General features: G+C 27.5%; 13 protein-coding genes. 3 read left to right on the plus strand and 10 right to left on the minus strand.

The window, feature by feature from the left end; genetic code table 11:
* Positions 1 to 153: 153 nt before the first annotated feature.
* From L1S47_RS20290 to L1S47_RS20300, 3 genes are all read right to left on the minus strand, one after another.
* Positions 154 to 1284: a DUF5808 domain-containing protein gene (locus tag L1S47_RS20290; RefSeq protein WP_238886887.1), complete on the minus strand. Its 1131-nt coding sequence runs from the start codon at positions 1282 to 1284 to the stop codon at positions 154 to 156.
* A gap of 20 nt (positions 1285 to 1304) precedes the next feature.
* Entirely contained in the window at positions 1305 to 1682 is a 378-nt protein-coding gene (locus L1S47_RS20295; protein ID WP_238886889.1) for a GntR family transcriptional regulator, read from the minus strand.
* A 119-nt stretch (positions 1683 to 1801) separates the two neighbouring features.
* Complete coding sequence (locus L1S47_RS20300; RefSeq protein WP_238886890.1) at positions 1802 to 2374, minus strand: hypothetical protein; 573 nt, start codon at positions 2372 to 2374, stop codon at positions 1802 to 1804.
* Between the two features lie 436 nt (positions 2375 to 2810).
* On the opposite strand from L1S47_RS20300, the gene L1S47_RS20305 reads away from it, so the two are divergent.
* Positions 2811 to 4130: an aspartate kinase gene (locus tag L1S47_RS20305; RefSeq protein ID WP_238886892.1), complete on the plus strand. Its 1320-nt coding sequence runs from the start codon at positions 2811 to 2813 to the stop codon at positions 4128 to 4130.
* A 196-nt stretch (positions 4131 to 4326) separates the two neighbouring features.
* Here L1S47_RS20305 and L1S47_RS20310 read toward each other — a convergent pair whose 3' ends face one another.
* The 3 genes from L1S47_RS20310 to L1S47_RS20320 form a co-directional block, all read right to left on the minus strand.
* Entirely contained in the window at positions 4327 to 5328 is a 1002-nt protein-coding gene (locus L1S47_RS20310; RefSeq protein WP_238886898.1) for an acyltransferase, read from the minus strand.
* Between the two features lie 225 nt (positions 5329 to 5553).
* Complete coding sequence (locus L1S47_RS20315; protein ID WP_238886900.1) at positions 5554 to 5742, minus strand: ferredoxin; 189 nt, start codon at positions 5740 to 5742, stop codon at positions 5554 to 5556.
* 90 nt (positions 5743 to 5832) lie between these two features.
* The gene (locus L1S47_RS20320) at positions 5833 to 7023 is read right to left on the minus strand and encodes an anaerobic nitric oxide reductase flavorubredoxin (RefSeq protein WP_238886902.1); all 1191 of its coding nucleotides are present in this window, start codon (positions 7021 to 7023) and stop codon (positions 5833 to 5835) included.
* 255 nt (positions 7024 to 7278) lie between these two features.
* Between L1S47_RS20320 and L1S47_RS20325 the strand changes: the two genes are divergently transcribed.
* Together L1S47_RS20325 and L1S47_RS20330 are read left to right on the plus strand one after the other, a co-directional pair.
* The gene (locus L1S47_RS20325; RefSeq protein ID WP_238886904.1) at positions 7279 to 7437 is read left to right on the plus strand and encodes a hypothetical protein; all 159 of its coding nucleotides are present in this window, start codon (positions 7279 to 7281) and stop codon (positions 7435 to 7437) included.
* A gap of 15 nt (positions 7438 to 7452) precedes the next feature.
* The gene (locus L1S47_RS20330) at positions 7453 to 7620 is read left to right on the plus strand and encodes a hypothetical protein (RefSeq protein ID WP_238886906.1); all 168 of its coding nucleotides are present in this window, start codon (positions 7453 to 7455) and stop codon (positions 7618 to 7620) included.
* Positions 7621 to 7691: 71 nt separating this feature from the next.
* On the opposite strand, the gene L1S47_RS20335 is transcribed toward L1S47_RS20330, so the two are convergent.
* From L1S47_RS20335 to L1S47_RS20350, 4 genes are all read right to left on the minus strand, one after another.
* Positions 7692 to 9089, minus strand: coding sequence for a cell wall metabolism sensor histidine kinase WalK (locus L1S47_RS20335; RefSeq protein WP_238886908.1), 1398 nt, complete (start codon positions 9087 to 9089; stop codon positions 7692 to 7694).
* A gap of 51 nt (positions 9090 to 9140) precedes the next feature.
* On the minus strand, positions 9141 to 11135 hold the full coding sequence (locus L1S47_RS20340) for an ATP-binding protein (RefSeq protein WP_238886912.1): 1995 nt from the start codon (positions 11133 to 11135) through the stop codon (positions 9141 to 9143).
* A 236-nt stretch (positions 11136 to 11371) separates the two neighbouring features.
* The gene (locus tag L1S47_RS20345) at positions 11372 to 12934 is read right to left on the minus strand and encodes an SIR2 family protein (protein WP_238886914.1); all 1563 of its coding nucleotides are present in this window, start codon (positions 12932 to 12934) and stop codon (positions 11372 to 11374) included.
* 137 nt (positions 12935 to 13071) lie between these two features.
* Positions 13072 to 14559, minus strand: a complete 1488-nt coding sequence (locus L1S47_RS20350; protein ID WP_238886916.1) for a bifunctional diguanylate cyclase/phosphodiesterase — start codon at positions 14557 to 14559, stop codon at positions 13072 to 13074.
* Positions 14560 to 15580: the final 1021 nt, after the last annotated feature.

Raw genomic sequence — 15580 nt, forward strand, 5'->3', positions numbered from 1 at the left:
TACAAAGTAGAGTCAATAAAATTGAGACTAGAGGCTCTTTTTATTAATTGTCTACTTTATAGGATCCATTTTACTCTGAACTAGACTTCTTTTATTAAAATATATGGTTTTAAGTTCAACTAATAAATTAACTTTCCTAAAAAAAATCCTATACTATGAAAAGATCACAGGAAATAACAAAACAGATATTATAAATATTAAAATAGCAATTGAAATAATTATAGCTATTTTATTTCCAAAATTTAAAGTCCAGCCTACTCCAAATCTTTTCTCTACAAATATAGAAGGATCATTAGGATTATAATAAATTGAGCCTAACTTCCAGTAAGCATCGTCATCTATATTAGTAACATCATCCTCCGACTTTTCCTCTGTAGTATCCTTTAAATTGCTACCACCTTGACCATATCTAATATCTAATGCAATTGGGGCTATTATTATAACTAAAAATAGTATGATAAGAATTGGTGTTAATTGTTTAAAGTTCACTGAAATTATATTTAATGAATTAAAATTTAGTAAAGTAATTAAGGTGGTAACTATTATTGCTAAACTATATATAAATAAAGAATTAATCTTTTTAAATTTATATAGTTTCTGTGAGGATGAAACTGGTTTAGCTGCATCTATTCTATTTTTACTAATTGCTATTGAATAGTTAGTAAAAATAAGCAAAACCACAACCCCCATCATTACTAAACCATTTGTTACAACAGCTCCTACAGACTTCTCAACAAAATTGTTTGCTGTTCCGTCTATCCCCCAATGAATTGCAATTTTAGCTGGCAATTCATCAAATTTCATAAGCGGTATAATTGAGTTCAAAAGTGCTACACCTAGAGGAATCAAAAACCAGTAAAATGGTAAAACTGCATCACTTCTTAATTTTTTTGACATTGTAGTATTTACATAAACCACTTGCTTCTTATTTTCCATTAAGTTATTTTCACCCTTATATTTTTTAACCTTATGATTTGCTCTTAAAAATATTAAGAAATATCCAATTATAAAAAGAAAGATAGTGATTATAAAAATACGTGGAATCATATTAATAGTATTTAATAAACAAAAGTATGCCGCTAATACTATTATAGAGAAGACAGTTAACTCTATAGTATACTGTTTAGTTATCCTTTTTATTTCCTTATCTTTAGCTCTATCTAATGGAATAAACACACCAAATATTAAATCTTTTCTTGTTAATTTTGGGGTAAGGATGAAGGTAATATATAATACGCCAAAAATAATAATATTTATTATATTTGCAGTTAATAGCTCACTCATAACAATTATCTCCTTAAATCTTATTTTTCATATTTTTCATATAACTTTTTGCATGTCCCAATAAATTCTTCCTCAGATATTCCAAAACAATAGGCTTCCGCAATAATATTGCTTAGTTCCTCATTTAATATGCTAAGAGATCTATCATTTTTTCTAATTGGAATTGGATTTATGATAGCACCTTTTCGCCTGTCTATTGTAACAAAGCCCTCATCTTTTAATAAATTATATCCTTTGTTTACTGTATGAAGATTTATTCCAATATCCTCTGCCATCTGCCTTACTGATGGAAGACTTTCCTCTGGCTGAAGTTCACCACATGCAATACCACTAATAATTTGGTTTTTAAGTTGAAGATAAATAGGTGTTTCACTTTGAAAATCAATTCTAAGCAACATTCTAACCCTCCTTTTAATATCCTATTAGTTATATTTGTTATATATAATATATAACAAATATAACTGCTTGTAAAGAAAAAAGATCAAATAAATTATAGTTTATTTGATCTTGAAATCCTCTATATTTTAATATTAATTTTTTCAGATAATAGTGGTGCTCCTACCCTATTTACAGATGGATATCTGTCTACATATTTTAAACCAAGTTCAAAAACTCTCCCCCAGTAATCTTCTGGAATAGACTTTTTCTTTTTATCAATAGCCTCCGTATCATCTGATAAGAATTCTGCAATATTAGGAGTAAATCCTACCCATAATCCCATTGGATTTTCACCTGGAATTATGTCTTCATCATACTTATTTCCAGTTTTGTATGTGTTTAATGTTAACAATCTTGAGCTTATCGTTAGTTTATATTCCTTAATTAAACTTTTAGGATAGGACAGTATTGTCACACAATCTAAATCCTCTGAATATGCTGCTATTAATAACGGATTCAATGATACAACAATTGCAGGTTCAGGAAATCCACTTTGAAGTAACTTTTTAAATTTTTTTATTTTAAAATGATTTATAATACTATAGGGATGCATCTTACCTTTAAATAAATCTGCTCTTAAATATCTTAGTTTATCATTGGAAACAGTAATATCCTTATTGATATTACAATGATAATATTTTTTCATATCCAAGAAACTATCCTCCAATATTATTTTCTCTATAATATGTTTATTTATATACTTTAAAAAATATCATAACATTCCCATAATATTTACAATATTATTTCATTTTTATTCATACGCAAAAATATGTGGATTATTTTCTAAGAATATACTATACTAAAGGAGAATGATTTTTTAAGAACTTTAATTAATCCCTTAGGGAACATCAGTTTACTTACTAAGCAGTACTATTGCAGCACACAGTAGTACACAATGCTTTAGTATAGATTTTTACCCTTCATCAAAAGAGAGGCCCACATTTTACCCGTGTGAAAGCCTCTCTTAAATTTTGCCCATTTTTTGAATCTAAAATAATTATCTTTCTATTCTTTGGAATTGCATATTTGCTTTAAAATTGTTATCATAATATTGTTATTTTTTATTATAAAATTGGGGGGCTATACATATGAAAAAAACAATAGTAACAAAATTTGGGGGGAGCTCGCTTGCAAGTTCTGAGCAATTTAGAAAAGTTAAATCCATTGTATCTTCTAATAAAGATAGAAGATTTGTAGTTCCATCTGCTCCTGGTAAAAGAGATAGCAAGGACTATAAAATTACTGATTTACTTTATCTATGTAATGCTCATGTTAAAACTTCTATTCCTTTTGATGAAGTATTTAAACTAATAGAAGAAAGATATTGCAGTATTGTTAACGACTTATCTATAGATATTGATATCAATATTCCTCTTGAAAAAATTAAAGAAGATATTAAGAATGGTGCTTCAGCTGATTATGCAGCCAGTAGGGGAGAATATTTAAATGGACTTATTTTGGCTAAATATTTAGAATATGAGTTTATTGATGCAGCCGAAATAATTGTATTTAACGAAGGTGGCACTTACGATCAAGAAAAAACAAAAATTAAGGTTGAAGAAAGATTATCCAAGGTTAAAAATGCAGTAATACCTGGATTTTATGGAGCTAATGAAGAAGGTGAAATTGTTGCATTTTCTAGAGGTGGGTCAGATGTAACTGGTTCAATTATCGCAGCCAGCATTAACGCTAGTTTATACGAAAACTGGACTGATGTTTCAGGATTTCTAATGGCTGATCCTAGAATAGTAGATAATCCTAAGGCTATAGAAAAGATTACTTATAAAGAATTAAGAGAGCTTTCTTACATGGGTGCTTCTGTTTTACATGAAGAAGCTATTTTCCCAGTTAGAGAGGCTGGAATATATATAAATATAAAAAATACAAATAGACCTGAGGACCCTGGTACATTAATAGTTGATGATATACAAGATGTAAAAAATCATGGAAGAATTACTGGAGTTGCTGGAAGAAAAGACTTTACTGTAATTGCTATAGAAAAAGCTCTTATGAATTCTGAGCTTGGTTTTACAAGAAGAATTTTATCAATTCTTGAATCTTACGGAATTTCCTATGAAAATATGCCTTCAGGGATAGATACTGTTTCTTTAGTAATTGCTGATTCTCAGTTAAAGAATAAAAAGGACAAAGTAGTCGAAGAAATTAAGAGACAATGTTCACCTGATTCAATTGATGTTTATCCAAATATGGCTGTTATAGCTACGGTTGGACGCGGAATGGCCAAGGCTACTGGAGTAGCTGCAGTATTATTCTCAGCTCTTGCAAAAGCAAATATAAACGTAAGAATGATTGACCAAGGATCAAGTGAGATGAATATATTAGTAGGCGTTGCTACTTCAGATTTTGAAAAGGCCGTAAATGCTATATATAATGCATTTGAAAAGTAATTAACAAAAAGTTCAACGCTTATAGATCTAAGTTTCTAAAATTGAAGAAATGAAGAGCAGAAATCACCGATTTCTGCTCTCTTATTTATATACTGAAATTATTTATATTCAGCCTCTTTGTACTTTTTACATTTGGTTCATTTGAAATATTTATACTGTAAGATTTGTTAATCCTTTTATAACATCGCCTATTAACTTACTTTAAAAGTATTTTTTTAACTCTAGTCTTTCTTAAAACTGTAATTAGTGCTGCGGAGATTAATAAAGAACAAATAAATCTAATCATTGTATTTGCAAATAATATTGGAGCAAGCACTGAAAGCCATATCATTATAATTTGATGTGAACAATATATTCCTATACTGTACTCTCTACAAGCTTTAGAAATTTTAGTTGAAATATTCTTACTATAATTAATTGCCCAAATTAATATTAAAGGTGCTGCAATTATTGCTGACAGATACATATTAGCATCTTTAGAAACACCAGTTTTATTTAATATAAATGCTTCAACCAATAAAAGTATAATTGAAATTATACTTAGCAATCCTGCTTTTTTTATCTTTTTATTCAGTTTATATTTATTAATAAATGCACCTAAAGATACAAAAAGAATTGATTCTGTAACGCCTATTTGTGGCATCATAAATATTGATGTGTACCCTTTAATCAATGGATTTATCAATGTTGCTTGAAATAATCCATAATAAGTATCACCGGTTGTCCCAAATAGATATAATACAAATCCAATCAAAAGTAAAATAAATATTTTATCTTTTTTTAGTAATGGTGATATTATAAAAATAGTAATGATTAACGAGGATATATACCAAAGGCTTCCTGTTATTCCAACTAGTAATAATCTCTCAATTAGCATTATAGGAGGTGCTCCTAAACTACTTAAGACTATCGGAAATAATGCTATAATCTCTATAGTTACCCAAGAAAGATAAAGAATTAGTAATCTTTTCAATGTTGCTTTAGGCTCTTTTTTTAATTGAATTCGGTCAAATAAAAAATAACCTGAAACCATAAAAAAAAATGGTACTGCAAGTCTACTAATTCCCATGCTCGTTGCAATCCATAAATTTTCATTTATTGAGTGAAAAGCCATTGTGTGAATTGATACAACTGCAACAGCAAATAGCAATCGTAATACATCAATCATTCCATAGTAACTCTTATTATTTGTTTCCATGATACAGCCACTCTCCTTAAAAAATCACTTTAATATTTTATTTATTTTTTAAAATACAAATCCTTCTATACCATATTTACGAAAACTATTTTCTGTTTTCTGACACTTATATGGAAAAAAATAATTTCAACCAAAAAAACTATTATCGCAATCCCTCACGATAATAGTTTCTTATTAATTAAATCTTATTAAGCATATTTTAAATATAAACGCTAAGCTTCTTCTCTATTCTACTGTTATGGCAGTTACTGGGCATTGTTCACAAGCCTCATTTGCGCTTGCTAACAAATCTTCTCCTAGTTCATTTTCGATTGCTTTTGCCTTTCCATCATCATCCATATCAAATACTTCTGGACTTATGGCAGCACACAATCCGCATCCTATACATGTATCTTTATCTACACAGGCTTTCATTTTAATCATCTCCTTTATATAAGTTTATAAGCAGATTTTACCAAAATATTTATATAAAATAAGTAACTTTAGTTACCACATTAATGAAAGTTATCTATATTTTTCAGCTATTATTTTTCCAAATTCTCTACATCTATCCATAGCTTCATCATCAGGATTCCAAAGTTCCTTTATACCATCATTCATCATTTCAAAGCCAGCTTTAGTTAACTCCTCTGTTATTATCTTAACCGATTCACCACTCCATCCATAGCTTCCAAAGGCAGCTGCTTTTTTACCTTTAAATTCTAATCCTTTTATCATTTCTAATATTGAAGCAGTTGATGATAAAATACCCTTATTAATTGTGGATGATCCTACTAAAACTATTTTTGACTTAAATACTTCTGTGATTATATCGTTCTTATCAAGCTTTGATGAATTTAATTGTTTTATTGTAACGTTTGAATTTACACTCTTTATTCCTTCTACTATAGCCTCTGCCATCTTTGAAGTTCCGCCCCACATTGTATCGTATACTAATGTAATTTGATTTTCAGAGTAATCTTTTGCCCATTCAACATATTTTTCTACAATTTGAAGTGGTTTATCTCTCCATATTATTCCATGACTTGGACATATCATATCTACAGGTAAATTAAATCCTAATATTTCATCAACCTTCTTAACTACAAATTTACTAAAAGGTGTTAATATATTAGCATAATATTTAATTGCTTCTTGATATAGTTCAAATTGGTCTACGGTATCATTGTACATGTATTCCGAAGCATAATGTTGTCCAAATGCATCATTACTAAACAATATATTGTCGCCAGTCATGTATGTAAACATACTGTCAGGCCAGTGTAACATTTTAGCTTCAATAAATATTAATTTGTTTTCTCCAATATCTAATGTATCTCCAGTTTTAACAGTTACAAAATTCCAATCCTTGTGATAATGCCCCTTCAATATTTTAGCTCCATTTTTTGTACAATAAATTGGAGTATCTTGAATCTCCTCCATTAGATCTAGTAATCCGCCACTATGATCTGGCTCTGAGTGATTTGCTATTATATAATCTATTTTCTTTAAATCTACTTCTTTCTTTAAGTTTGCAACAAATTCCTTAGAAAATGGACTCCAAACTGTATCAATTAGTACTGTTTTTTCATCCTTTATTAAATAAGAATTATATGAAGAACCCTTATGTGTAGAATATTCTTCACCATGGAACTTTTTAAGCTCCCAATCAATCTTTCCAACCCAAGTAACTTTTTCATTTAACTTAAAACTCATTTATATTCCTCCAATCGAGATTTTATTTTCTATGAGTTTATAATATAATTTTTTAAATTTGTTTTCTGTGATTCAAATCAATTTATAACTTTAATTTCCCTACTTTAGAAAATAAGGAGTTTTTAACAAAAAACTCCTAAATTATAATGAATTAAACTGTAAATACTAACTGTAGAGCTTTAAATTTATTAAATTACATATACACATTTAAATGAAAATCTTGTCCTTGTGCACTATATTAAAGGAGGTACTTATATGAAAAACGATAATAAAAGAACTTTTGAGAAAAAAGAATTTTTAAGAAATGGTTCAAAAACTCAAGATCAATGGGCGAAAAATCGTGAAAACACTACTTTAGAAAAACCTGCTTTAAATGAAAGCGCAATTGAAGCTCAAAAAAGAGGCTTTGAGTAAAAGGTGGTGAATTAAATGAGTGAAGATAAAAAATCTAAAGATTTAAACAAAATAACTAAAAAAGAAATAGCTATGGGTGAAAGAGGACCTTATGTAAGTGAAGTTCAGTATTTTGATACACCTGAAGATTATAATGATGCTTTCAAAAAATATTATCCAGAAAATAAAGCTCCTAAGCTATAAATATAACATGGTAAAGGATTACTAAATATCTTATTAGTAATCCTTTACCATGTTATACTAATTGTACATTCTTATATTCCATATATATCTGAGAATTCTACTTTAATCTTTTCATATAAATTACTGTATGTATTGTAATTTATGGCTTCAACTGCTACTTCATCAGAAATATATCTAATAGGCAATTCAATAATAAATTCGCTACCAACTCCCAAGCTGCTTTTTACTGTAATTCTTCCATTGTGTTTATCAACTAAAGATTTAACAAGTGCTAAACCCATTCCACTGCCTTCATGATTTCTCGTCAACGACTTATTTACCTGCGTAAATTTCTCAAAAATCATATCCAGCTTATCTTCTGGGATACCTATACCTGTATCCTCTATTGAAATGAATATAGATTCTTCTTTCTCAAATACATTGACTATTATCTTTCCTCCTCCCCCAGACTTAGTGAATTTAACAGCATTTGAAAGAATATTTAATATAATATTTTCAATTTTTTCTGGATCTGCAGCAATAATCTTTTCTTTTAATTTAGAGTTAAAAATCACTTTAACCTCTATATCTTTAATAAATTCCTCAACTTCTTCAGTGACCTCTCTTACTATGTCTACAATATCTATGTTTTGAAAATTTATATCATAATAATCTGTATCAACCTTAGTAACTTCAATTATATTATTAAATGTTCTCATAAGCCTATAACAGTTCCTTTTCATTGTGTCTAAATATTTCCCAACAAATTTGTTTTGAGATTTGCCAGGTATATTTGTTACTTCAATAAGCTGAATTGCAGATAAAATAACGTTAATAGGAGTCCTTAACTCATGTGAAATATTTGAAAAAAACTCTTTTCTAATATTTTCGTACTCCATATTCTCACAAATCAGCTTATTATTTTCCTCTATGGTATTCTTTAGATTTATCAAATCCTCCTCAATATTTCTTCTTTCTTGCATTTCTTTTTGAAGAGTTTCTTTTGCCACTAATACTTCTAAATCAACTTCTAACCTTTCACTAAGTATCTTAATAAGCTTATAATTATTTTCATTTGTAAAACTATCTATATTTCCAATGGCGCAAATTATTCCGAATATTTCACCATCTGGCCACTTGATTGGAACTGCGAAATTAAATTCCTCAAATTCCTCAAATTCCAAATCTTTAGTTATAAACCTTTGTTTATTCTTAACAATAGTTTTGCAATAAAGCTCTGATAGAAACCTATTACCATCTCCTTTTTCATAAGGATTTTCGCCATTTTTATTGGTAATAAATACTTCCACCTTTTCATCTTTAATATGCTTAATAAGTGCTATAGGTATGTTGAGTGTTATGGCCATAATATCAACTATTTCTTGCCATTTGCTCATAATTGAGTCAGATATCTCTGGCCTTTTATTTGAAGTAATAGTCAATGTAATTGATTTTTCATGTATGCTAGCTTTTACATCAGAACATCTCATAATAACCCTTCTTTCATATTAAAACCCATTCAGAATAAATCCAACCATGTCTTAAAGAGAGTAAATATCAGAAAACTCAATATTCATTTTTTCTATATTTTTTTCTTTCTTAAATTCATAATCTTTAGTATTCACTACATTAACTTGATGAAAACTTCCATCTACTAATGCAGGTAAATGAACTAAGAATTCTGTGCCTTTGGTGAGCTTACTTTTTACTTCAATAGTGCCACCATGCATTTCTACAAGACTCTTTACAAGGTTTAATCCAATACCACTCCCTTCTTTTTTCCTTGCTAGAGAACTTTCTACTTGTGTAAACCTATCAAATATAGTTTGAAGCTTATCTTCTGGTATACCACAACCAGTATCCTTTATAGATATAATTATTTCTGAAATTCTATCGTATATATTTACCTTAATACAACCATCAGCTTCAGTGAATTTTATAGCATTAGAAAGCAAATTTAAGATTATTCTTTCTATTTTCTCCTCATCACAACTAATGATTTTTTCTTCGACTTCAGTATCAAAAATCAATTCTATATTCTTACCTTTAAGGTACTCTACTACAGAAGATGAAATTTCTTCCACTATATTTATAATATCGCTATTTTTTCTATTTAATTTATAGAATCCTGCATCTATTTTTGTTATATCTAAAAAATTATTTACTAATCTTAATAATCTATAGCAATTTTGTTTCATCAATTTTAAATAATTTTTTATCTTGCCTATATTTATTTTTCCTTCATCATCTGTATACATCCCTAAAACCTGTACAGAACTTAGAATTATATTTAAAGGTGTCCTTAATTCATGTGATATATTTGATAAAAAGTCTGTTTTTATCTTGTCGTATTCCAAAGTTTTCTCAAGTAATAGTTTTTCCTCAAGCATCTTTAACTTTAATTCTTCTAATTTAATCTTATCAGTCACATCTCTTAATACTGAAATAACACATTCTTCATTATCATATATTATCTTTCTTGAATTCACCTCTAAAAAAATTTCAGTTCCATTATAGTAATAAGAATATATTTGAGGTGAAAGAACATTATTATAAGTTATTAAATCCTTCAACCTAGCATCAATAGTATCATACCATTTGGAGTCAATTATCTTTTTAAACTCACTTCCTATCATATCCTTTGGACTCTTAAATCCACTTAATTTTGCTAAGTTTTCATTTGCGAATATGATTTTACCATCACAGTGAACTCCAATATAGTCAGGTAAGGTTTTTAATAATGTTTCATATTTTCTTTCACTCTCATTTAATTTTTGCTCTATATTTTTTCTTATAGTTATATCCTTAAATACAACTATTTTTTTATCTTCTCCTAGAGAATTAATGGAGCATTCAACTTGTATTCCTTTATTCCCTTTACTTAATATATTGGTTTCAAAAAAACAAGGTTTCTTATCTACTTCAAAATTTTCCACTCTTCTAATAAATTCATCTCGATGACCCAAAGATATAAATTTGCTAATTTTTGTCTTCATAACGTTATTTATATCTACTTCTCCTAATAATTCTGATGCCTTTTTATTTAGTGCCTCTATTAAATTATGATTAGTAACAAATATACCTATTTGAATCTCATTAAATATACTTCTATTTAAAGCATCCCTTGTTATATACTCATTTCTTATATTTTCTTCTTTCTTTTTTTCATTACTTATTTCCTTAATTATACTTAATACTATATTATTCTCTTCATCCCCAATATTTACTGTGAAGACTTCAACTTGAAATGTGTCACCATTCTTACAACAATGGATATCTTTAAAAAGCTTTCCTTCTTCTAATAATCTTAGTATTTGATCTTCATCATTTTTCTTAATTTTTTTACTTATGTCATGAATTGAAAAGTTAGCAATTTGTTCACTGGTATATCCATATCTTCTTAATGCCACTTCATTTGCTCTAAGAATTTTGCCTGTTGAAGGACAAATAAGTAACATAATTTCATTTGAGTTCCTAAACATATTTTCTAATATTAAATTTGAATTCAAGTACTTACTCATATCTTCAAAATCCATGTATATACCACCTTCATAAATGTTTGATTATTTTTGTTGCCTCATTTTATAATTTCAACTAATATTTACAAAATCCTCCTCTTATATTAAATTTTTATTAATAATTACTTGTAACAAAAAAAGAACTAAATATAATTTTATGATTATTTTAGTTCTTTCAAATGATTATCTTATTGCAGTTTTATTGTTATCTTCAATATAATTGTTTATAACTTTTTCAAAACTTAAGACATCTTTCATTTCGTAAAAGCCAATGGGTACTCTAAATCTATCGCTTCTTCATTTTCTAATGATCTATACCAGATATTATTTCTTATTATATCATTCCTATTTCTATCAACTAGAATAATATTTAGACCTTTTACAGAATCCAGTCTTAATTTTTTTTGATATTCTTTCTTTATATTTCTTATGCTGTTATTGTTCTCTTCTGTGTAATGTAATATTACTATTGTTTTATTATAATCCTCTATTAACTCTCTAAACATCCCATTAATATGTCCATCGTCTGAATTAAAGCCAAATCCGACTATACAAATAATATCTGCCTCCATAAGTCTATTAAATAAATTTACATATCTCGCGGACATTTTTACTGAGGTTAATGGCTTTATTCCACTTTGTGTAAAAAGAAACGGTACAATTATGTGTTTTTTCTTTTCATTTTCTTTCTCAGTAACTATTTTGTTTAGATAAGGATCATAGTAATCCTTTACTGAACCATTAAGGTAAAAAACCTCTTTTCCAATTATATCTTCTATAAATGAATTATAATTGGTAGTACCAACAGCAACTAATTCATAATCATCCTCAAGCTTTAAAATGTCATGATAATATCCATTTCCTTGAGCAATTTTCTCTTTATTTTTATCTGCTTGAAAATTTATATATCTTCTAACTGTATAAAGAAATATTATTATCTTACTGAATTTACCCCAATCAGTTTTAGGATTATATATATATCTCCAATTACTATCAATTAGTGTTTGATAATCCAATGCCCTAGAAAAAATATCTTCTAAAATCAACATTCCAAACTGTAAGATAACTTCCTCATTATTTGTTATCTCAAATATATTTTTCTCTTCGTTTTCTATTAATAATTCTAAGCCTCTCATTCCAGTATTACTGTAATCTAATGAGAATACTGCCCCTAAGTCATCAAACAAATCAATTGTATCAGGGCTTTTTTCAAAAACTCCATCATTTAGCCTATGTATAAGTTCCTCTCCTAATGAACCTATTAGTAATTCTAAAATTGTTCTTGTTATATTTTTTATATTTTTATTAAATTCTTTACTAACATTATCAATTTGTATAAGTCTTAAAAAGGCTGAAAAATAATTAGTTCTAAAGATTTCATTCATATCTGCGCCCAGCATATGATTTAACTTTATTTCTTGCCCATAGTTAAACTTACCTATCTCAACACCAAGTACTTCTTCAAAAATCTTATCAATATCTAATCCCTGTTTATACAATCCTTCTACTATAACATTAACATTTTCATCAAAGTGTCTTAAGTAATTTATTATAAGTCCTCTTTTATTTTCCAAGCTTCCTTTTACTATTGAATCATATTGACCTTTGGTAAAGGCTGTTAACTTTTTGTTCTCAAAATCATCAGGTAACCAACTTGAATAAGGTGATTGCTTATCTACATTTTTCAGTTGATTCTTCAAGCTATCTTTATCCTTTGATGTGTTCATTCTAAAAATATCCAATGCAAATTTTCCTCCAGAAGGCAGACCATATGAGCATTCAGCTCCTGCCCCTAGGAATAATGCTACTTTCTTCATAATTACTCCCCCTAATAAGTTATTAGTTGAACTTAAGACCCTATACTATTTTTATATTAATCCATCTATATGAATATTATACAATATCTGTATAAGTAAAAACACCAACTATGTACAGTTGATGTTTTGTTTATGATCTAACCAATCATTAATATTTTTTCAATCTCATTATTCGATATTGGCTTACTAAAAAGAAATCCTTGAGCTATATCACAATTAATTTTCTTTAAAATCTCGTATTGCTCATTTGTTTCAATGCCCTCTGCTATTACTTTTAAGTTTAGCGTATGGGCTAATTGAATTATACCTGTTAATATATGTTTGCTATTATCAGAAACCGCGATATCATTTATAAAGCTTTTGTCAATTTTCAAGTTATCTATAGGAAGGTTTTTCAAGTAATTTAAGGATGAATATCCTGTCCCAAAATCATCCAATGAAACCTTTACCCCTAACTTTTTCAGTTTCTCTAGGGTTTTTATACTTCTATCTAAGGACTTAATTAATGCAGTTTCTGTAATCTCTAATTCTAATTGTCCGGGTTCCAAGTTATTTTCTTCTAAAACATTTCTAACAATTTCAATAAAGTCACTTTGTTCAAACTGTATTGGTGATATATTAATTGCAATAATGTTTTTAATTCCTTTTTCTATCCATTTACTATTTTGTTTACACGCCTCTCTTAGAATCCATTCTCCTAATGATATTATTAGCCCCGAATCCTCTGCTACACTAATAAATTCGACTGGAGAAATTTCACCTAGTTCTTTACTATTCCATCTAAGCAAAGCTTCATAACCAATTATCTTTTTAGTTTCAACATTATATTGTGGTTGATACTTTATTGATAATTCGTTATTTTTAACTGAATTTCTTAAATGTTTTTCTAGAATATCCTTTCGATATATTTTTTCGAGAAGCATTTTATCATAAAAGCGATATTTATTTTTTCCGAGCTTTTTAGCCTCGTACATAGCAACTTCTGAATTTTTAATAATACTATTTATATCAGTCCCATCATATGGGTATATAGCTATTCCTATATTTAGAGATACATATACTTTCTTCTCTGCAATTTTAAATTCATCATTTATATTGTTTATTATCGAATCAGCTAAGATTATTACCTCGGTTTTTTCTTTATAATTATCAAAAAGAACTATAAATTCATCTCCACCCCATCTATAAATACTACATTTATCATCTATCACTTTACGCAATTGCTTTGCTATTAAAATAAGTAATTGATCTCCATAATGATGACCTAAAATGTCATTAGTATTTTTAAAATCTCCAATATCTAAAAATAGTAATGCAAATTTTCTGTTTTTATTCTCAGAACCTACTATTTCACATAACCTTTTTATTAAATAGGATTTATTACAAAGCTTCGTTAAGCTATCATGATTAGCTAAATATTTTATTTTCTCATCTCTTTCTAGTAGTTCATCATATTGTTTTTTCAACTCTTTTTTAGTTGCTTTTAATTCTTTCCTGGTATCCTCTACTTTAATTTCAGATTTTTTATCTCTTTTTATTACACATAGAAGTATTAGAAATACAACTAGTACTAAAAAATGCAAAAAAATAAAATAACCTTTTAAAATATCAGTTGATAAATTCATAACATGCCATCCTATAACTAAATATTATTGTTACTTCCTTACTTTATTGTATGAAAAAAACAAATTCATTTGTAAAAATTATTGTTTTACGAGATAAATTTTACCACATAAGTTTTTATTTTACAACATAAAACTACATATAATTTGCATTTTCTACATACTTCTTCCATTATTACTTATTTATATTAATTTATATATGATATTTCATTAAAAGTATCATTTTTAGACTGCTAATATGTATTTATTTTCCAGAATATTTATTGTGTTTTTGGATAACTTAATATCAAGGAACAAATAAAGATTAAGCCAAGACTTAAATATATTTATAATTATTTAAGTTCAGTGTGATTATAAATTATTATTTATAATTGCGTGAATTCTATATGGTTAGGAAAAGTGTTGTTATAGTCGGAAACTAAAACTTCTTATTATAATAATATTCCAACTTATCATGTAGGGTTTAGCGAATATCATATATGGTGTTGAAATGATGTTATATAGCCGTGAGGTTATATAGGGTTGTGTAAATATCTTATATGGTAGAATGAACCATTATTATGAGTAGTGATTTATTTGTATATAGTCGAAAGATTATATATGTATAATAAGTTATTTATAATAGTGCTAGTTTAATCTTATTTGTTTCCTGTAACACAATTGGAATCTTTTAATATAATATTAATTATCCAAATTTATAAATATACAATCACATGATGCTTCAATACTAAAAAACTCATTTTTTAGTATTTTTTTATTTATACATTTTTGTTAGAAAATAAAGGTAGGTGAAAAAGATGCAATTATTAGTACTTTCTCTAGCTATTGGGATGATTTCTGCCATTTCATACGCAGCATTCTGTCTATTTAAAGAATATAAAATCAACTTAAAAAGATATAAAGATAAGCTATAATAGTACAAAAAGAAGCCTTTTTTATTGATATGCTCCTTTTATAGTAGACAGTTAAAATAATAAAACTGTAACTATAGAGGGAGCATTTTATTATGGGAAGAAAAAGCAAC

Source organism: Clostridium sp. YIM B02551 (genome assembly GCF_022324735.1).
In the GTDB taxonomy this organism is placed as follows: Bacteria; Bacillota; Clostridia; order Clostridiales; family Clostridiaceae; genus Clostridium_T; species Clostridium_T paridis.